The organism is Bacteroides cellulosilyticus DSM 14838 (genome assembly GCF_000158035.1).
GTDB lineage: Bacteria > Bacteroidota > Bacteroidia > Bacteroidales > Bacteroidaceae > Bacteroides > Bacteroides cellulosilyticus.
This window is the reverse complement of record NZ_EQ973490.1, coordinates 545,498-565,038: the sequence shown is the minus strand read 5'-3', so window position 1 is coordinate 565,038 and position 19,541 is coordinate 545,498. Positions and strand designations below refer to the sequence as shown.

14 protein-coding genes and 1 pseudogene are annotated in these 19,541 nt (G+C 44.8%); 13 read left to right on the top strand and 2 right to left on the bottom strand.

Annotated elements, in window-relative coordinates:
• Window positions 1-14: 14 nt before the first annotated feature.
• The 3 genes from BACCELL_RS06910 to BACCELL_RS06900 are packed head-to-tail and all read left to right on the top strand — an operon-like array spanning window position 15 to window position 4,879.
• The gene (locus BACCELL_RS06910) at window positions 15-1,358 is read left to right on the top strand and encodes an alpha-amylase family glycosyl hydrolase (RefSeq protein ID WP_007210935.1); all 1,344 of its coding nucleotides are present in this window, start codon (window positions 15-17) and stop codon (window positions 1,356-1,358) included.
• 1 nt (window position 1,359) lies between these two features.
• On the top strand, window positions 1,360-2,685 hold the full coding sequence (locus BACCELL_RS06905) for an alpha-amylase family glycosyl hydrolase (RefSeq protein WP_007210934.1): 1,326 nt from the start codon (window positions 1,360-1,362) through the stop codon (window positions 2,683-2,685).
• A 49-nt stretch (window positions 2,686-2,734) separates the two neighbouring features.
• A complete protein-coding gene (locus BACCELL_RS06900; protein ID WP_007210933.1) occupies window positions 2,735-4,879 on the top strand; it encodes a glycoside hydrolase family 97 protein in 2,145 nt (714 codons plus the stop codon).
• 372 nt (window positions 4,880-5,251) lie between these two features.
• On the opposite strand, the gene BACCELL_RS06895 is transcribed toward BACCELL_RS06900, so the two are convergent.
• Complete coding sequence (locus BACCELL_RS06895) at window positions 5,252-6,115, bottom strand: head GIN domain-containing protein (RefSeq protein WP_026366641.1); 864 nt, start codon at window positions 6,113-6,115, stop codon at window positions 5,252-5,254.
• 282 nt (window positions 6,116-6,397) lie between these two features.
• Between BACCELL_RS06895 and BACCELL_RS06890 the strand changes: the two genes are divergently transcribed.
• The 5 genes from BACCELL_RS06890 (at window position 6,398) to BACCELL_RS06870 (ending at window position 11,819) form a co-directional block, all read left to right on the top strand.
• A complete protein-coding gene (locus BACCELL_RS06890) occupies window positions 6,398-7,114 on the top strand; it encodes a YgjP family zinc-dependent metalloprotease (RefSeq protein ID WP_007210931.1) in 717 nt (238 codons plus the stop codon).
• Window positions 7,115-7,549: 435 nt separating this feature from the next.
• Window positions 7,550-8,431: a hypothetical protein gene (locus BACCELL_RS06885; protein WP_007210930.1), complete on the top strand. Its 882-nt coding sequence runs from the start codon at window positions 7,550-7,552 to the stop codon at window positions 8,429-8,431.
• A gap of 18 nt (window positions 8,432-8,449) precedes the next feature.
• Window positions 8,450-9,712, top strand: coding sequence for a DUF6175 family protein (locus BACCELL_RS06880; protein WP_044153455.1), 1,263 nt, complete (start codon window positions 8,450-8,452; stop codon window positions 9,710-9,712).
• 11 nt (window positions 9,713-9,723) lie between these two features.
• On the top strand, window positions 9,724-10,857 hold the full coding sequence (locus BACCELL_RS06875) for a hypothetical protein (protein ID WP_007210928.1): 1,134 nt from the start codon (window positions 9,724-9,726) through the stop codon (window positions 10,855-10,857).
• 23 nt (window positions 10,858-10,880) lie between these two features.
• The gene (locus BACCELL_RS06870) at window positions 10,881-11,819 is read left to right on the top strand and encodes a hypothetical protein (protein ID WP_022208417.1); all 939 of its coding nucleotides are present in this window, start codon (window positions 10,881-10,883) and stop codon (window positions 11,817-11,819) included.
• An 87-nt stretch (window positions 11,820-11,906) separates the two neighbouring features.
• On the opposite strand, the gene BACCELL_RS06865 is transcribed toward BACCELL_RS06870, so the two are convergent.
• Complete coding sequence (locus BACCELL_RS06865; RefSeq protein WP_007210926.1) at window positions 11,907-12,305, bottom strand: hypothetical protein; 399 nt, start codon at window positions 12,303-12,305, stop codon at window positions 11,907-11,909.
• 169 nt (window positions 12,306-12,474) lie between these two features.
• On the opposite strand from BACCELL_RS06865, the gene BACCELL_RS06860 reads away from it, so the two are divergent.
• From BACCELL_RS06860 to rimP, 5 genes and pseudogenes are all read left to right on the top strand, one after another.
• Window positions 12,475-13,728, top strand: coding sequence for a Kelch repeat-containing protein (locus tag BACCELL_RS06860; protein WP_044153669.1), 1,254 nt, complete (start codon window positions 12,475-12,477; stop codon window positions 13,726-13,728).
• 162 nt (window positions 13,729-13,890) lie between these two features.
• Entirely contained in the window at window positions 13,891-14,691 is an 801-nt protein-coding gene (locus BACCELL_RS06855; RefSeq protein WP_007210924.1) for an alpha/beta hydrolase, read from the top strand.
• A 13-nt stretch (window positions 14,692-14,704) separates the two neighbouring features.
• A pseudogene (locus tag BACCELL_RS06850) lies at window positions 14,705-15,885 on the top strand (esterase).
• Window positions 15,886-16,016: 131 nt separating this feature from the next.
• Window positions 16,017-18,350: a glycoside hydrolase family 3 N-terminal domain-containing protein gene (locus tag BACCELL_RS06845; protein ID WP_007210920.1), complete on the top strand. Its 2,334-nt coding sequence runs from the start codon at window positions 16,017-16,019 to the stop codon at window positions 18,348-18,350.
• Window positions 18,351-19,069: 719 nt separating this feature from the next.
• Window positions 19,070-19,537 carry a ribosome assembly cofactor RimP gene (rimP, locus tag BACCELL_RS06840; RefSeq protein ID WP_007210917.1) on the top strand — a complete coding sequence of 156 codons (468 nt, stop codon included), beginning with the start codon at window positions 19,070-19,072 and terminating at the stop codon, window positions 19,535-19,537.
• Window positions 19,538-19,541: the final 4 nt, after the last annotated feature.

The window sequence follows — 19,541 nt, the reverse complement described above, 5'->3', positions numbered from 1 at the left end:
TTAATTAAATAGATATGAGAATAAAGGATATCCTTAAGATTTTGTGCTCCAGCCTTTTGCTGTTGAGCTTTACCGGATGCAGTTCGGATGATGATCCTGACATGCCGCCTCCCGCAGATGACATTACTACAGACGGAATGGTGATTTATGAAGCCAATCCGGCACTCTTCGGTGAAACGCAAGCACTGAATGGACTGACTGCCCAACTGCCGCGTATCAAAAAGCTGGAAGCCAATGTTCTTTGGCTCATGCCCATTTTCCAGCAAGGTGAAAAGAATGCTGTCGGTTCTCCGTATTGTGTGAAAGACTATCGGGCTATTAATCCTGCCTATGGAACACTGTCCGATTTGAAAGCATTAGTCACGAAGGCCCATGCCGAAGGTATGTTGGTAATCCTGGACTGGGTAGCTAACCATACCGCCTGGGATCATGCCTGGACCACGGAACATAAGGACTGGTATACGCAGGACGCCAACGGCAATATTGTTTCTCCCCCCGGAATGGGTTGGGACGATGTGGCTGATTTGAATTATGACAACACTGCCATGCGTGCCGCCATGCAGGAGGCTATGCTTTACTGGCTGACCGAAGCTGACATAGACGGATTCCGTTGCGACCATGCCGAAGGTGTGCCCAATGACTTTTGGAAGGAAACTATCACGAAGCTTCGTGCCGCCAAAAGTACCTTGCTGATGCTGGCCGAAGGTTCACAAACCGCACTCTACGATGCAGGCTTTGATATGCTGTATGCCTGGAACTTCGCTTATAAACTACAGGATGTATATGCAGGAAGCGCTTCTGTGGCTAATTTGTATGATACACATCGTAGTGAGCTTGCTTCGGTAACAGATAAACGGTTACTTATGCGTTATTCCACCAACCATGATATGGCTTCCGAGAAATCGCCCGTGCAGGCTTATCAAACCAAGGAAGGTGCTTTCTCAGCCTTTGTGGCCTCTATTTCTATGGGTGGCTGCCCAATGATTTATAGTTCGCAGGAACTGGCTTATGACAAGGCCCTCTCTTTCTTTGGCTATCAGGCGATGGACTGGAACTCTAATGCCGATTATCAGGCGGATTATACCAAACTGATGCAGTTGTATCGCAATTCTCCTGCTTTACAGAATGGAGAGATCAAACTTTATCAGACGAGTAAAGCGATATGCTCTTATCGTATCTCCAGTACGGAAAAGATACTGGTACTGATAAATACCAGTGGCAATCAGGAAAGATTGAATCTGCCTATGGAGCGGGTAGGGGATAGCGCAAAGAATCTCTGGACCGGAGAAAGCACCGTGTTGCCAAGAACGATTACGTTGGAGCCCTATCAATATTACATCTGGAAAATAGAAGGATAATATGAAGAAATATATATTTATTGTAAGTCTGCTGTGTCTGCTTGCTGCCTGTACAGGTAAGCGGCAGGGCGAAGCGGCGGTGGAAGTTGCGGCATTGCCTGCTGTGGAAGATGTGGTGATGTATCAGGTCAATCCGCGAGTGTTTGCTCCTGAGAAGTCATTCAAGGCGGTGGAACGTCGCTTAGATTCCATTCAGGCATTGGGAATCAACGTGGTGTGGTTTATGCCGATCAATGAAGTGGGGCAGGAGAAATCAGTGAATTCCCCCTATTGTGTGAAGGACTACAAAGGAGTGAATCCGGAGTTCGGTACACTGGATGAGTTTAAGGCCTTGGTTGCCACTTGCCATCAGAAGGGGATGAATGTGATTATCGACTGGGTAGCCAATCATACTTCCTGGGACAATGCTTGGATTGCCAACAAAGAATGGTATACGCAGGATGAGGCCGGAAACATAATCTTTCCTGCCGGAACCGGTTGGAAGGATGTGGCTGACTTAAACTTTGATAATCAGGAGATGCGCCTGGCAATGATTGAAGCCATGAAGTTTTGGGTTACTGAAATAGGTATCGATGGTTTCCGTTGCGATGCGGCGGACTTTGTTCCCTTCGACTTCTGGAAACAGGCGCTCGACTCTTTGCGTGCCATCCCCGACCGTTCGTTGCTGATGCTGGCTGAAGGGAAAAGACGCGACCACTTTGATGCAGGTTTCGATATGAATTATTCCTGGGACTTTCTGGAGTCACTTCGCGATGTATTCGTAAAAGATGCTCCGGCACAGGAACTGTTTGCTACGGATAAAGCGGAGTATGACACTATCCCCGTAGGAAAAGTGAAACTGCGTTTTACCACCAATCATGATGAGTCGGCAAAGATGTCGCCTATTAAAGAATTCGGAGATATGCGCGGCTCTATGGCAGCTTTCGTGCTGACTACTTATCTGCATGGAGGAGCGTTGATTTATGGTTCACAAGAGGCGGGTTATCCCGAAGCTATCAACTTCTTTACGTATGTTCCGGTGGATTGGACGGGGAACAGTGAACTGTATCAGGAATACTGCCGTCTGATGGCTCTTTACAACGAGTATCCGGCTATCCGTAAAGGGGGATTGACAACATTCCCGCAACCCGATGTGCTACTATTTGAGAAACAGGATGGTAAAGATCGTGTGTTGGTTGCTGTAAATGTACGTAATCGTGAAGTAAATGTGACGCTTCCGCAAGAGTGGAACGGACATCCAAGTAAAGATATGTATAGCGGAACAGAAGAGAAGCTGGAAGCAGAACTGAGCCTGTGCCCTTATCAGTATCGAATCTTTAAGTATTGATGAGATGATATTAGTGTTTAAAAGTATCATACTAAAACCATAATAGAATATGAAACATTCTCTTTTTATTGCCTTTTTCCTTTGCCTCGGTTCGTTCGCCTCGGCCCAGCAACTCACTTCTCCTGACGGTAACCTGTCATTGGAGTTTATGGAGCAGGCAGACGGCGTTCCGGCATACCGGCTGGACTATAAAGGCAAACCCGTTTTAACTTCCGGTCGTTTAGGTCTCCTGACGGAAGAAGCCGACCTGACCCGAGGATTCAAACAAACAAACCTTGAACGTGCTTCTGTTGATAACTACTGGAATCCCGTTTGGGGTGAGTACAACCGGGTACGGAACCATTATAATGAAATGACCGTCACTTTAGAACAACCGGAAACGGGACGTATCCTAAATATCCGTTTCCGTCTGTTCAATGATGGTCTGGGCTTTCGCTACGAACTGCCTTTGCAACGCAAGATGAACTACCTCACCGTAAAAGATGAAGTAACCGAATTCAATCTCACGGGAAATCATAAAGCCTTTTGCATCCCCGGTGACTATGATACCAACGAGTTTGCCTATACCACCGCCCCTCTATCGGACATCGCAGTGGATATGGAGAAAAGAATTGCCAAGAAATCTTATGAATCTAAAGCCGAAGGCGGCCTGACAGTGCAAACCCCGTTAATGATGAAAAGCGAAGATGGCATCTACCTGAATATCCATGAAGCCGCTTTAGTGGATTATGCCGGTATGTTGCTAAATGTAGATGATAAGCAGTTTAAACTGAGTGCCCACCTGACTCCCGATAAATTAGGTAAGAAAGGTTACTTGCAACTGCCCGTGCTGTCTCCCTGGCGTACCGTTATTGTTAGCGATGATGCTCGTGACATTCTTGCTTCTCAATTGATTTATAATCTGAACGAACCTTGCCAATATGAAGATACCTCCTGGATTCGTCCGATGAAATTCGTCGGCGTGTGGTGGGAAATGTTCACAGGCGAAGGAAAGACCTGGGCATATAGTGATTTCTACCAGGCCAAGCCCGGCATTACGGATTATGCCAAACTGAAACCCAATGGTCATCACCCCGCCAATACCGCCCATGTGAAGGAATATATCGATTTCGCCTCCGCCCATGGCATCGACGGAATACTGGTAGAAGGCTGGAACGAAGGTTGGGAAGACTGGGCTTCTTACCGGAAAGATCGTCAGTTCCTCTTCAACAAAGCCTATCCCGACTTCGACGTTAAAGAGCTGCAACGTTACGCCAAAGAAAAAGGCGTGCAAATGGTGATGCATCACGAAACAGCCGCCAATGCTGCCGACTACGAACGCCAATTGGATGAGGCCTTCCAGTTCATGGTAGACAATGGTTATCATGCTGTGAAAACCGGTTACGTAGGTTATATCATCCCCCGTAATGAATACCACTCTTCCCAATGGATGAACAACCATTACATCCATGTAGCCCGTCGCGCTGCTGATTATAAAGTAATGGTTAATAGCCACGAGGCAGTACGCCCCACAGGTTTGTGCCGTACCTATCCCAACTGGCTGGCTCAGGAATCGGCCCGTGGCGGAGAGTTCGAAACAATGGGTGGCAATGATCCCGATCATACCTGTATTCTGCCTTTTACCCGCCTGAAAGGTGGTCCGATGGACTATACCCCGGGTATTTTCGAGACAAGACTGTCTTATTACAACGGTGAGAAACCCAACGAACGTGTGCATACCACTTTGGTGAAGCAAATGGCACTCTACATGACCATGCCTTCTCCTATCCAGATGGTAGCCGACCTGCCTTCCAATTACGCCCGTTTCCCGGATGCCTTCCGATTCATTGAAGACGTTGCGGTAGATTGGGACAATAGCTGGTACCTGGAAGCTGAACCGGGAGATTATATCACCGTAGCCCGCAAGGCAAAAGGTAAAAACGAATGGTTTGTTGGCGGCATTACCGATGAGAATAGTCGTACGGCGACGATTCCTTTCTCCTGGCTTCCGGAAGGAAAACAATATATCGCTACCATTTACGAAGATGGCAAGGATGCAGATTGGGACACCAATCCCCAAAGCTATCGTATACGTAAGGTAGTAGTGACACCTAAGAGTGTATTGAAACAGAAATTAGCCGCCAGCGGTGGCGTTGCCATCAGCATCAAAGAGGCTGATAAAGCGGAGATGAAAGGTTTGAAAACCATCCGCTAAGGCATAAAGGCATTAAATGGAGATATACTCTGCATTTAATATTAAAGTTAACAATACGAATAGGGAGGCCGGGAGGTTTCCCTATTTTTTTGTGCTTTAGGGGAGCCTTTTGAGAAATTAATTCATATTGGTACAGTAATGAATAAAATGCTGAATAATACTATCTCAATTCCCCTCCTCCGACGGAGGAGGGGAATTGAGATACATTTACTTAATATTGGAATTATCATTTAACTCATATCCCGAAAAAAACGAATCGTCTTCGTTTGAAATAACATCATTGTATAAAAACAACGAAGGGCTTCCTCCCGGAACCCCTTTCGCTTGATGTTTGTTAAACTATCCTTTTTATAATAATCGTAAGAGAGAATCTTAAAGTTTGTACAAGCTCTTCTTCGGGTAATCCAGTTCCGGATTTCCTTTGTAGCCTATCTTTCCGCTGCCGCTGGTGCGTGCTTTCAGGAACTCGGTTGCAAAACATTTGATGCTGCCCGAGCCTGCTACACTGGCGGTAACGCGTTGAGCCTCGTAACCTTCTGTAAGCAAATCGCCTGATCCGGCTACGCTGTAAGTAGCTGTTTGGGTTGTACCGGTAATAGTTGCCGAGCCTGATCCGGCCACACTTGCTTCCGTGCCCGTAGCTGTTACATTTCTCAATACCATGTCACCCGATCCTGCAACGGATACTTTCAGGTTATTACAAGTAATATTATCAGCATTGATATCGCCCGATCCGGCTACAGATACTTTCATATCATTGCATTTGATGCCACTGCCTTTGATATCTCCTGAACCGGCAACATTAATTGATAAATTGTCATTAGTCTGGAGACCGTTTTTCAGGAAGACATCCCCTGAACCGGCAACAGAAATTCCATTCAGAGTTTCGGCAGATACACGTACTTCCAGTTTCTTGTAAGACACATTGACATCCTTCTTGAAACCTATATATAAGGTGTTGTCCTTTACTTTAATATCCAGCAAATCAACAATATTGTCCGAGGTGTAGACTTCTACTTCGGGGCGTCCCGACTTTTGAGTAAACGTAACATCGGGGCTACCGGCTACACTGATTTTCTTGAAGTTATCTACCTTGATGTCCTTTGTTACGTATTTGTTGCTGGCTATCACTTTTTTACTACCCCAGTTACCTGAACTGTAGTTCTTGCTTTGTGAGCACGCTGTTGTACTAAGGATTAAACAGATGCATGTAAGGAGGCTTGCTAACTTTTTCATAACTTTTTTAGTTTTATAATTATTCATTTATATTATTCCTGTTTATCTATTAGACGTAAGTTGCTTAAAAAAGGTTGCATACTTTTTTCTCTTTTTTCAGAAACTTTTTTGGCAACGTCCGGTTGCATCTTATAACTCAATATTCATGCCAATTTAATAAAGTGCTGATAATTAGTGTGCATTCTTTTAGGACAGGTGTTCATTTTCGGACACTTGTCCGTTTTTGGGTATCTAGTCATTTGTATATTCGAACGATATTTCGTTTATTTGTCTGTTTATTCATTGGGAGGTTTTGTCGTTTTGGAAAATGTATTGGAAGATAATGAACTTGGACGCTTTCTTATTAAAGTGAATACCCGTGCGCGGCGTTTGACTTTTCGTACGCGGGAAGACGCTATCTATGTAACCATTCCGCCGGGAACTACACTTAAAGAGATAAAGAATGCGATAGAAGAACTGCGTCCCCGTTTGCGGGTGGCCCGGAAAAAACATACTCATCCTATGATAGACTTAAATTTTCGGATTGATACGGAGTTCTTCAAATTAAGTCTTGTAAGCGGACAGCGCGAACGTTTCCTTTCACGCTCCGAGTTGGGAGAGATGCAGATTATCTGTCCGCCGGGAGCTGATTTTACTGATGCGGAATTACAAGCATGGTTACGTAAAGTTATCGAGGAGGCTCTGCGTCGTAATGCAAAGATCATTCTTCCACCCCGTCTGTATATGCTTTCACAGAAACACAATCTGCCTTACCAAAGTGTAAAAATCAATTCCAGCAGTGGACGCTGGGGGAGTTGTTCGGCACGGCGCACAATCAACCTGTCTTACTATCTAGTTTTGTTGCCGAAACATCTGATAGACTATGTACTTCTGCACGAATTGTCTCATACTCGTGAGATGAATCACGGAGAGCGTTTCTGGGCACTTCTCGATGAATTGACGGAAGGAAAAGCCCAAGCTTTGCGGAAAGAATTGAGGCAATATCGCACGGAGTTTTAACCACTTGAAGTCGTGCCACATATTGCTACTGTACACTTACCACGACTTACCAACTCACTTACCGCGACTTACCAGCTCACTTACCACGGCTTACCGACTCACTTACCAACTCACTTATCACGACTTGGATTACCCTTAAACTGTATCTGAACCGTACTTGCTCCGTACCAACTCCGTAGTTCCTTCGGTCAGAGGTACCTCTGAGTGGAGAATGTACGGAGCAAGTACGGTGCAGATACGGTTCGGGTACGATGCGGACATGATTCTGATACAATCGGTACACGGTATAGGGGTTGTCACTGTTTTCCGTGATTGTATTTCTTTTTTGAGTTAATAAACGTAAACGCTCTTGCGGTTTGATAACAAATGTTTATTTTTGAAAAATTAAAGTAAGATGCAAGTTCAGAAGTTTAAATTATATAATTCAAGAAGTTTATGAGAAAGATTGTACTCTTAGTGTTTTGTGTGGTATATTCACTTGCCGGTTATTGCCAGAACTTTGATGAGCCGAAGGGAAAACCTACGGTATTCATTGACTATTTCAAACGATCCAGCGATGCACCGTTCTCGTGGGTAGAGGGCTTGCGTAATACGGTGATTGAGGGTATACAGAAGATGGAACGTGTGATTCTGATTGATGTGGATGCACAGGATGCCTTGCGTATTGAATCGCAACGTCGCTCATCTGCTAATATCTCTTCGGGTGACGATAATGAAATGGACCGCCTCTCAGTGATGGAAGAATTGGGGGCACAGTTCATCATTACAGGTCAGGTATCTTCTATGACTGCTGCTTATAAGACAAGAGATGGAAAAGGATATTATGATGGCTCGGTATCTTATACACTGAAAGTTATCAATCCGAAGAACGGTACATTGATCGGTACAAAGACGTTCCAGCACAGCGGACTGACCGGAGGAACCGGTGGCAATAAGGAAGAAGCCATTGCCAACACTATCAAAAGTGCGGTATACAGCATGCGCGACTTTGTGGATGAATACTTCAAAATGGAAGGAACTATCCTTGAAGTAAATAGCGAGAAGAAGGGCAAGGCAGAGGAAGTGTACATTAACCTCGGCTCCATGAATGGTGTGAAAGAAGCCCAGAAATTTACTGTTTATGCCATACGTGAAGTTGCCGGACGCGAAGCCAAGAAGGAAATCGGCCGTTTGACCGTGAAGGCGGTTGAAGGAGATGATATCTCTTTGTGTAAGGTGCAGAAGGGTGGTGAAGAAATCATGAAAGCCATCCGTGATGAGCAACCGATAAAGATCGTTTCCCGCGAACAGACATTGATGGGCGGGATTTTCAACTAATAAAACCATACAGTTATTATGAAGCATTGTTTTATGTTTCTTTTGGGAATATTTCTGTCCGCCACTCTTTGCGGACAGAATTATTCCAGTGAAGTGGTCTTTCTGCAACAGCAGGGAAACATATTGACTGTCCGTGCCCTGGGTATCAGTGAGAAGAAAAAAGAGGCGGCAAATATGGCATTGAAGTCTGCCTTCTATACCTTATTCTATACGGGGGTGGATGGAGTCAATAAGGGAAATCCGATGGTTTCTACTGCAAAACCTGACTATGACCGCCGCTTTTTCGATGAAAACCGTTATTCCGTGTTTGTTAAGGACTATACAGTTACGGAGGGACCGGAAAAACAAGGTAAGCAATACCGCTGCACGGTGGAAATGACTATTCTGTTCGATGCTTTGCAGAAAGATCTGAACCGGAATAAGGTGCAGACTAATCTTGGTATGGCAGTGGGCACTCCCAACAGCCAGGTAAGTTTGCCTACGGTGACGGTGGTTCCTTATACCAGGGAAGATGAAGATATACGTGCTATCCTGGATCACAATCAGATGTTGAGTTATGCCGTAAGCAAAATGACCAGTGAGTTCAGTTCACGCGGATATAAGACGAAAGATTTCCTTGCCCAACTGAAACGGGCGAAACGGAATGACGTGCTGACAGCCGGTACTCAGTCTGATGCCGTAACTAAGATGATTCAGAATATGGGTGCGGATATCATTGTGACTGCCAAAGTGATGACAACCACTGATACTAGACGTCAAAGCGAAGTGTCGCTGGAGCTGACGGCAACTGAATTTCAGACGGCAGGCAATCTGGCAAGCGCCACTTTCCAAAGTGGTAAGTACGTCACTACAGATACCATTAAGCTGACGGACTATGCTCTCAAAAAGGTAAAAGATGAGTTCTTTACCAAGTTGCAGGCTTCTTTCAATGACATTGTGAAGAATGGTCGTGAGATGGCTATCCAAATGGTACTGGCGAAATCTATCACCGACTGGGATTTTGACCAGCCGTTGCCCGATGGAAGCGCAAGTTTCAAGACCGTATTGGAAGACTGGTTGCAGGTTCACGCCTTGAATGGTGTTTACGATATGAGCCGCAGCAACGACAAGGTGATCGATATGTCCGTACAAGTGCCAATTTGGGATGAAGCGCAGGGACGCGCTTATACCATTTCCCGCTTCAGTACCGAACTGAAGAACTTCCTCGATGAGAAATTAGGGGGAGAATATGTTGCCTCTGTAGTTACAATGGGGCAAGGGTTGACTGTAACCATTAAATAAATCTGCATTTTATGAAGAAGAATAGATTTCTATGGGCTTTACTGCTGCTCGTTTCGCTGGGTGCGGCGGCGCAGGATAACATTCATTTTGTGGCGGGTACGCCCACGCAGAAGGGATTAAGCCAGAAGAACATGGATGCACTGAAACTGAAAGTGGAGCAAATTATTGCCCGCAATAATGCCGGAACTGCTTCACTTTACAATGCGTTCGTCATTCAGCCTGAACTTGTTCTCGGAGAGACGAAGAAGACGGAAGGATTACTGCGGGACGTGACGCTGGTTACAGGTGAATTTTCATTGACTGCCCGCAATAAGTATGACGACAGTGTATATGGAACGGCCGTTATCGAGGTACAGGGAGATGCTACTGGGAGTAAGGACGATGCGATTGCTTCGCTTATCTCCGGCATCAAGGTTACCGATCCGGCTTTTGTACGTTTCATCCGCACTACACGTAAGCGTATTGCTGATTTCTACCAGCAGAATTGTCCTGTCATCATTAAAAAAGCGGAGGTGCTGATAGATGCCGGGCTCTTGAATGAAGCTGCGGATTATTTGTCTATAGTTCCCGAAACGGTACCTTGCTACGATGAAGTGTTGGGTATATTGCAAAAGATAGGGAAGCGGGAGCCGCAAGAATCACCTGTTACTCCTGAACCGGCTCCCGAAGAACCGGCTTCCCCGGAACCTGCTCCGGAAGTGCAACCTACTCCTGTCGCAGAACCTGTGACGTCTCCTGAACCGGTTGTCGTGCAGCCTGAGAAGTCTCCTTTGCCCGAATGTAAGATTTCGGTTTCCTGCAATGACCTTTCTTTCGAACTGGTGTCTTGTGAAGGCAATGAAACGGCTGAAAGTATTCGTGTCTATGCCCGCTTCACCAATACAGGTGTGACGAATAACAGTGCGACTATTCGTATGACTTCGGCGATTGATCCGGATGGTGCGACCTTTACTAATTTCTCTCAGATAGAGACGAATGGCTGTACTTCCTGGACTTATGGAAACAAGATGCCGAAAGGTGTCAGAATAGGTAAGGTGTTCGAAATCAAAGGTGTCAGTACTCCTTGTGCTACACTTTCGTATGTAGAAATGACGGTGGATAACTGTAAAGTGATTATCCATAATCTGCCCGTTGATTGGAAATAAAGAAAGGAAAACCGCTTATGAAGATGAAAAGAATAGGAATTACGGTTGCCTTGCTTTTCTGCATGGGAACAGTTTCATTGTTTGCCCAGGCATATAAAGTCGTTGAGAAGAGTGATAAGAAAGCTCCCGTCTGGTATGAGTCTGCGGAGTCCGGCTATATCGTGGCTTCTGCTGAGACTGGTTCGATGGAAGAGGCGCGTCAGCAATGCCTGGAAAGTGTGAAGCGCCAGATTATTCAGGCTGTGGCACAGAATGTCGAGTTCTCGGATTCGCATACAGTGAAACAGACTTCCGGTAACGGTGACCGTATCACGGAGTTCGTCGATCAGTATATGGCCGAAGGTTCTACCCGTGCAGCTTCTTTGCCTTTTATCAAGGGAATCTCACTTTCTAAAGTTGATGGTTCGTACTGGGAGAAACGCCGTGATAAGAAGTCCGGTAAGATAACGTACGCTTATGCGATACGCTACCCCTTCCCTGAAAGCGAACATAAAGCGTTGGTCCGTCAGTTTGAAGAGCAGGACCGTGCGATGGAGGACTTGATAAAGAAGATGGAAGAGCATATTTCTGATATCTCTTCTGTGGAAGAAATAGACCAGTGCATCACAAAAATGCGTCCCGCCGTAGAATACTTCTTCGATAAGACACGCCGCGAATGGGCGGAAGGTGTCGTTCAGAACTATCGGAAGTTGCCAACCTTTATCACTGCCGAAGGAAAGTCGGACGGCAAGGATGCTTATATAGTCTCCTTATTTATAAAAGGAAAGAAGATAACTACGGCTGCTATGCCGAAACTTACTTCTAACTGCGCTTCCCAACTGAAAGCTGTGCCATGTGGCGAAGACATTCTGATAACTTATAATAGCGAAGACTGTCTGGAAGATGAAGAGAACTTTGTGGAACTGACATTTAAGATGCCGGGAAAATCACTGAAGCATAAGTTCTATTTTCAGGTGAAGTAAGTTCTCACCACAGAGTAGCACAGAGTCTCACAGAGTTTTATTTCAATAGATTAAACTCTGTGAGACTCTGTGCTACTCTGTGGTGAATTATTTTTGCGCCAACTGTTTTACTTCCCCATTCTCTTTTTCAAACCGGTAGTTACCACCTTTCTCACTCAGTTCAAACAGGGATAGCTGATCCGTTGCTTTATCCACAATCAACAATGCGCTCTGTTCGGCAAAACGTTTCACATCCATACTGAATGGTTCTTCGGTTATTTTCTTATTCACCAGCACGCTGTCATTAATCATTAGTGACAGGGAATCTCCTATAAATCCTTTTTCCAGGGTGATGGTGTACGTTTCGATAAAGTTCCGGTCTTCATCTTTCTGCTTCTGCAGGCGCAGGCTCATGTAAATGAAGATGACGACAACGAAAATAACTGCAAAAGCCAAGATGCCGTTGCCTACCATAAACTGTTTGTTGGTATTCAAGTGGTGTGCCATAAGGATAAAGTTTTAAGAATGGTACAAATGTAATGAATAAATGCCATACTGGGTAATATTTCTTGTTTTCTGTTCATTGTTTATCTTATATATTCATATCTTTGGGAGTGATTCATAGAAGAATTTTAATTGAGATATTATGAATGTACTGGCGTTGAATTATTCATATATGAAGATAATCCTATTCTTGTTTCTTCTAATAACTTGTTCCCAACTGGTGAAATCTCAATCACAGGGGCATGTCATAGACGGAAAAGACAATAGTCCATTATCCGGAGTAAATATATATCTGCAAAAAGATTCTGTAGGAATAGGTGTGACTGATGAAAACGGACATTTCAATATTGCAGATATAGAGAATATAGCAGGAAATGATACGATTATTTTCTCGTATGTGGGGTATCTTTCTCTTAAACTAACCCTTAAGGATTTGAGATATTCGAGCTATCGCGTAATAATGTTTACTTATTCTCAGCAATTGCCGGAAGTGAGTGTGAAGGGAGAACGAGGACGTATCTTCCTTAGTTATGAACCTTTGAAAGATTTGCCTGTAGCTGTTGTTTCTTCCGGCTCCTTCTTTCAAAATGGCAAGATATATATCATATCAGGAGATGAAAAGACTTTGGCAACCGGTGGTACTCTTTCTGATAAAATGTATGTTTATGACATTGCTACAGATATTTGGACAGAAAGTCTGCAAAAGTTTGCCCGACGTAATGGGCATAGAGCGCATTATTATAAAGGAAGGGTATTCATTGTGGGAGGAAAGTATTTATCCACTAATCGTAGATTGGAATATACGGCACCTCAGATTGAAATTTATGATTTGGATAGAGATACCCTGTATGTAGATTGGACGAATCCTCATCAGACGGTAGATCCGGCTACATTCATTTATGATAATTGTCTGTATATGATGGGTGGCACTATAAAAAAGAACGTGTACTCTGATAAAGTGCATATGCTCGATCTTCAAACCGGCGTTTGGTATGATGCCGGAATCGCTATTCCAAAAGAAAGAAGGGATTTTATGAAATGCGTTTTGGTGGGACATGTTGCTTATTTTTTTGGTGGTCAATACACGGCTTCAATGTGGAAGGTCAGAAGTTATGATTTGGAGACAGGTGGCTGGAATGACTTATGTAATTTGAAGGAAGGAGTCTGTTGTCCGGGAATTGCAGCCAACGGAAATCTGATTTATATATATGAAAACACAACCTTGCAGATTTATAATATCAGAAAGAATACTGTGAATGCTTATTATTTTACGGACGGTTCGGAGAGTTCTGGGTTATTCTATGCTGATGGAAAGCTTTATGTCGTAGGAGGGCGTCAACAGCTTTCATTTTCTAACTTCCTAGAACATAGAGTTGAACCTGAAAATGTCTTTTCAATTGATGTAAGTCGTATAAGTTCAGAATGAACTGTATGAGTACTCATTCAGACTCTTTGTAGATGGTCGGATATGAAGAATGAGAAAAATGATTGATTTTGAACGTACAGACAATCTTTTCAACAATTAAGAAGCCGCTCTTTAAAATTATTTGCCTAATATTGCAGCTACAAACCTTTAAACAAATATGCCATGAAAAGGAAAGTGACACTTCTGTTGCTATTATTCTGTATGTTAACCCTGCATGCGCAGGAAGTATATAAAACCGTAAAAGACCTGCCGTATATTGCCAAGCCCGAGACTGACGCTTACCGGAAGGAACGTTGCAAACTGGATGTCTACTATCCGGTGGACAAAAAAGATTTTCCCACTATCGTATGGTTTCATGGCGGTGGTCTGGAAGGCGGTGGAAAACACATCCCCCAGGAACTGATGAACAGAGGCTTTGCAGTGGTGGCGGTGAACTACCGTCTAAGTCCCAAGGCCAAGAATCCCGCTTATATTGAAGATGCTGCGGCTGCCGTGGCATGGACATTCAACCATATAGAGGAATATGGCGGCAGTAAAGACAAGATATTTGTTTCCGGACATTCCGCAGGCGGCTACCTTGCACTGATATTGGCTATGGATAAGAAGTACATGGAAGCTTATGGTGCGGATGCCGATAAAGTGGCGGCTTATCTTCCCGTCAGCGGACAGACGGTGACCCATTTCACGATTCGTAAAGAACGCGGGTTACCGAACGGTATTCCTATTATAGATGAATATGCCCCGGTGAACCGTGTGCGTAAAGATACCCCTCCTGTCATACTGATTACCGGAGACCGCAATCTGGAAATGGCGGATCGATGGGAAGAGAACGCTTTATTCGCTTCCGTAGCGAAGAATATCGGCAATAAGAAGGTGACTCTGCATGAGTTGCAAGGCTTCAATCATGGCACAGTACTCGAACCTGCCTGTTTCCTGATTATAAACTATATTCGTGAACATTGATATATACATACTTATGAAAAGATTAACAGCTTTAACTGTCGCCTTGCTGATTGGTGTGACGATGTTTGCACAACAAGCCCTTTGGGGGGCTGCTCCCGTGGTATCTCCTGAGATTCATGACAACAATACCGTAACCTTCCGCTTCAAAGCACCAAAAGCGGTGAGAGTACAGCTTACAGGAGATTTCCTGCCTGTACAGAAGAATGCTAAGTTCGAGGCTCCCGGAATTGTGGATCTGAAGGAAGGGCAGGAGGGTGTATGGGAATATACTACTCCCGAACCTCTGAAACCGGAGCTTTACAGCTACTCTTTCATAGTAGATGGCTTGCGGATGAACGATCCCGCCAATGTCTACCTGATCCGTGATGTGTCCACCTTAACCAACGTATTTATCATAGGCGGTGATCGTGCCATTTTTATAAAGTCAATCCGGTGCCTCACGGAACCGTCTCCCGGATATGGTATGATAGTCCGGCGCTTGGTCTGGAACGTCGTATGACGGTCTATACCCCTGCCGGTTATGAAACCAGCGGCAAGCGCTATCCCGTGCTTTACCTCCTTCATGGAATGGGGGGTGATGAAGAGGCATGGATTTCCCTGGGCCGTACTGCACAGATACTGGACAACCTGATTGCACAAGGGAAAGCAAAGCCTATGATTGTAGTAATGCCGAACGGCAATGCTTCACAGGAGGCTGCTCCTGGAGAGTCATCCCGTGGAATGGTTCCCCCGACAATGCAGTTGCCCAAGACAATGGAGGGATCTTATGAACAGGCGTTTCCCGAGATCGTGAAGTTCATCGATAAAAACTACCGTACGATAAAGAGTAAATCCGGTCGTGCCATTGCCGGTTTGTCTATGGGTGGTTTCCATTCTTTGCATATTTCCAAGCAATATCCTGATATGTTTAATTATATCGGACTGTTTTCTGCTGCCATTATGCCTAATAAAGAGGTGTCTTCACCGATATACGAGAATATGGAAGGAAAACTGAAAGTGCAGTTTGACAAGAATCCCGCCCTTTACTGGATTGCCATCGGTAAGACGGATTTCCTCTACAAAGCCAATGAGGAATACCGTAAACTGCTGGATGAAAAGGGATATAAATATACCTATTACGAATCGGACGAAGGACATATCTGGAAGAACTGGCGTATTTATCTGACGGAGTTCGTTCCGATGTTGTTCAGGTAAGAAACTTATCACCACAGATTACGCAGATTGACACGGATTGAATACAATATATATAAATAATCTGTGTGAATCTGTGTGGTCTGTGGTAACTTTTGACATATCTTTGCCTCCGAAAACCCAAAAACAATACCATGAATAGAAAATTAATCTTATCCGCAGCCCTCTCCGGGCTGATGTTGACCGCTACGGCGCAAACTACAGTGGCTCCTGCCATCCCAAGAGACGGGAAAATAGAAAAGAAGGTAGAAGCCTTGCTCAAGAAGATGACCCTTGAAGAGAAGATTGGGCAGATGACCGAGCTTACCATTGACGTCATTACCAAACGTGATAATTCGACCCAAGAATTTCAGATAGACGATGCTTTGCTGGATACCGTTATCGGCAAATACAAAGTCGGCTCTATCCTGAATGTACCCCAGGGTGTTGCCCAATCCAAAGAGAAGTGGGAAGAAATCATCCGGAAGATACAGGACAAATCGATGAAAGTCATGGGTATTCCTTGTATTTATGGTGTAGACCAGATACACGGAACAACTTATACATTGGGCGGAACTTTCTTCCCTCAGGGCATCAATATGGCAGCTACCTTCAACCGCGAACTGGTGCGTGAAGGTGCCCGTATCTCCGCTTATGAAACCAAGGCCGGAAGTATCCCCTGGACCTATGCTCCGGTGCTCGACCTGGCACGTGACGCCCGCTGGCCCCGTCATTGGGAGAACTACGGCGAAGATTGCTACGTGAATGCCGAAATGGGGCGCGAAGCCGTATTCGGTTTCCAGGGCAGTGATCCTAATCATATAGGAAAGCAACAAGTGGCCGCCTGCATCAAGCATTATATGGGTTACGGTGTGCCTGTTTCCGGTAAAGACCGTACCCCTTCGTCCATCACCGTGCAGGATATGCGCGAGAAACATTTCGCTCCGTTCCTCGAAGGTATCAAGGCAGGTGCTTTGTCTGTTATGGTGAACTCCGCTATGAACAACGGGCTTCCTTTCCATGCCAACTACGAACTGCTGACCGAGTGGCTGAAAGAGGACTTGAACTGGGACGGCATGATTGTGACCGACTGGGCGGATATCAATAACCTCTACACCCGCGATAAGATTGCAGGCAGCAAGAAAGAGGCTATCAAGATAGCTATCAATGCCGGTATCGATATGTCGATGGTGCCTTATGAATGGAGTTTCTGTACATACCTGAAAGAATTGGTGGAAGAAGGCGAAGTGCCGATGAGCCGCATTGACGATGCTGTACGCCGCGTGCTGCGCATGAAGTATCGCTTGGGCTTGTTCGAAACACCTGCTTATAATCACAAGGATTTCCCCCTGTTCGGAGGTAAAGAGCATGCCGCGGCTGCTTTGCAGGCTGCCGAAGAGTCTCTGGTCTTATTGAAGAATACCGATCACATCTTGCCGTTGCCCAAAGATAAAAAACTGCTGATTACAGGTCCTAATGCCAACTCCATGCGTACGCTCAACGGTGGCTGGTCTTACACTTGGCAAGGACACAGGGCGGATGAATTAGCGGCGGATTATAACACCATTCTTGAATCGTTCACTCAGAAGTTCGGTGCTTCCAATATCATCTATGAGCCGGGTGTCACTTATAAGGAAGGTGGCGCATGGTGGGAAGAAAATGCTCCGGAAATAGATAAAGCCGTAGCTGCTGCCGCCAATGCGGATTATATCATCGCTTGTGTGGGTGAGAACTCCTATTGCGAAACTCCGGGTAACCTGAACAACCTCTTCCTTTCCGAAAGCCAACTCAATCTGGTGAAAGCATTGGTTGCCACCGGAAAGCCGGTTGTTTTGGTTCTGAACGAAGGCCGTCCGCGCATCGTCAACGAAATAGAACCGTTGGCAAAGGCTGTTGTCAACACCATGCTTCCGGGTAACTATGGAGGTGATGCTTTGGCAAACCTCGTGGCAGGAGACGCCAACTTCAGCGGTAAGATGCCTTACACTTATCCGAAGGAAATCAATTCATTGTTCACTTACGACTACAAGCCGTGCGAAGACCTTGAAAAGATGTCGGGTGCTTATGATTACGATGCCGTGATGTCCGTGCAATGGGCATTTGGTTACGGATTGAGCTATACTACCTATGCTTACAGCAACCTCAAAGCGGATAAAACCAACTTTACGGCTGACGATGTACTTACTTTCACCGTTGATGTGAAGAATACCGGTAACCGTATCGGCAAGGAAAGCGTTCTGCTGTTCAGTAGCGATCTGATCGCTTCCCTGACTCCTGATATCCGCCGCCTGCGTGCTTTCGAGAAAGTAGAACTGCAACCGGGAGAAACGAAAACCGTTACGCTGAAAGTGAAAGGCTCCGACCTTGCTTTCGTGGGTTATGATGGCAAATGGATTCTGGAAAAAGGCGACTTCCGCATACAGACGGGTAATCAAACTTTGAATATTACTTGTACGGATACCAGGAAATGGAATACGCCGAATAAATAAAAATATATAAAAGTTCAGGTACATTTTACCTCCTATGGATAGAGCCAATAGTTCCCTTATTTCGAACTATTGGCTTTCTTGTATGCAGAAAGATAGTAAAAAGCCTGTATTACTTACGCTCCGTTTTTATAAAAGAGTGGAAATAGCATCTTGTTCTGTCTCCCAAAGGAATATAAATACGGAATATTGAATAATATACAGTCGTTATACAGACTTTATGCAAGATAACTATGCATCTTACGCCTCAAAACTATATATCTAATGTCTGCTATCTATATATCTAACGCTTACGATCTATATATCTAATACTTGCCATCTATATATGGAACGCCTACGATCCATATATCCAATGCAAACCAACAGTTTATGGTTGCCAAACCGCGTCTGTTTTATTTTTCAGCATTGTCCGTATTTATGTATCCCTCTGTCAGTCTGCCAGATACACTTTTTTACTTGCGTATTTCCATTCAGACCGGCGGAAGGACGGATATACGGCATTCTCCTTATGCATAAAATACAAAATGTCAGAATCGACCTTGCCATATCGAAGCGGTTTTACAGAAGTCATTTGCATTACTTTCTTCTTTCAGGAGCGTTAAATCATTCTTTTTTTCTCTAATATTTTGTAGTCGAATAGATTATTTATATCTTTGCAACCGCAATGGATGAAAGGTGGAGGGGCAATTAAGCTCCTTTTTTTGTTCTTATATAGTTAATCAATGGTAGAAAAGAAAACTGTTTGTCAGATTGTTGACGAGTGGCTGGACGGAAAAGAGTACTTTCTGGTGGAAGTAGCTATCAGCCCGGACGACAAGATTGTGGTGGAAATTGACCACAAAGAAGGGGTTTGGATTGAAGATTGTGTGGAGTTGAGCCGATACATCGAATCCAAGTTGAACCGTGAGGATGAGGATTATGAGTTGGAGGTAGGTTCTGCCGGTATCGGACAGCCATTTAAAGTGTTGCAACAGTACACCAACCACATCGGAAAAGAAGTGGAAGTGCTGAGAAAAGATGGACGCAAGTTGTGCGGCGTGCTGAAGGCAGCCGATGAACAGCATTTCACTGTAACTGTAGAGAAGAAAGTGAAACCCGAAGGAGCCAAGCGTCCCCAGCTGGTGCAGGAAGACGAAATGCTTGCGTATGATGAAATAAAATATACTAAATACTTAATCAGTTTTAAATAAGACT

Excerpts from the sequence above, each read along its gene's own strand:
- BACCELL_RS06910 (WP_007210935.1), top strand. The coding sequence starts at position 15 with ATGAGAATAAAGGATATCCTTAAGATTTTGTGCTCCAGCCTTTTGCTG.
- BACCELL_RS06905 (WP_007210934.1), top strand. The coding sequence starts at position 1,360 with ATGAAGAAATATATATTTATTGTAAGTCTGCTGTGTCTGCTTGCTGCC.
- BACCELL_RS06900 (WP_007210933.1), top strand. The coding sequence starts at position 2,735 with ATGAAACATTCTCTTTTTATTGCCTTTTTCCTTTGCCTCGGTTCGTTC.
- BACCELL_RS06895 (WP_026366641.1), bottom strand. The coding sequence starts at position 6,115 with ATGAAAAAGTTAGCAAGCCTCCTTACATGCATCTGTTTAATCCTTAGT.
- BACCELL_RS06885 (WP_007210930.1), top strand. The coding sequence starts at position 7,550 with ATGAGAAAGATTGTACTCTTAGTGTTTTGTGTGGTATATTCACTTGCC.
- BACCELL_RS06880 (WP_044153455.1), top strand. The coding sequence starts at position 8,450 with ATGAAGCATTGTTTTATGTTTCTTTTGGGAATATTTCTGTCCGCCACT.
- BACCELL_RS06875 (WP_007210928.1), top strand. The coding sequence starts at position 9,724 with ATGAAGAAGAATAGATTTCTATGGGCTTTACTGCTGCTCGTTTCGCTG.
- BACCELL_RS06870 (WP_022208417.1), top strand. The coding sequence starts at position 10,881 with ATGAAAAGAATAGGAATTACGGTTGCCTTGCTTTTCTGCATGGGAACA.
- BACCELL_RS06865 (WP_007210926.1), bottom strand. The coding sequence starts at position 12,305 with ATGGCACACCACTTGAATACCAACAAACAGTTTATGGTAGGCAACGGC.
- BACCELL_RS06860 (WP_044153669.1), top strand. The coding sequence starts at position 12,475 with ATGAAGATAATCCTATTCTTGTTTCTTCTAATAACTTGTTCCCAACTG.
- BACCELL_RS06855 (WP_007210924.1), top strand. The coding sequence starts at position 13,891 with ATGAAAAGGAAAGTGACACTTCTGTTGCTATTATTCTGTATGTTAACC.
- BACCELL_RS06845 (WP_007210920.1), top strand. The coding sequence starts at position 16,017 with ATGAATAGAAAATTAATCTTATCCGCAGCCCTCTCCGGGCTGATGTTG.
- rimP (WP_007210917.1), top strand. The coding sequence starts at position 19,070 with ATGGTAGAAAAGAAAACTGTTTGTCAGATTGTTGACGAGTGGCTGGAC.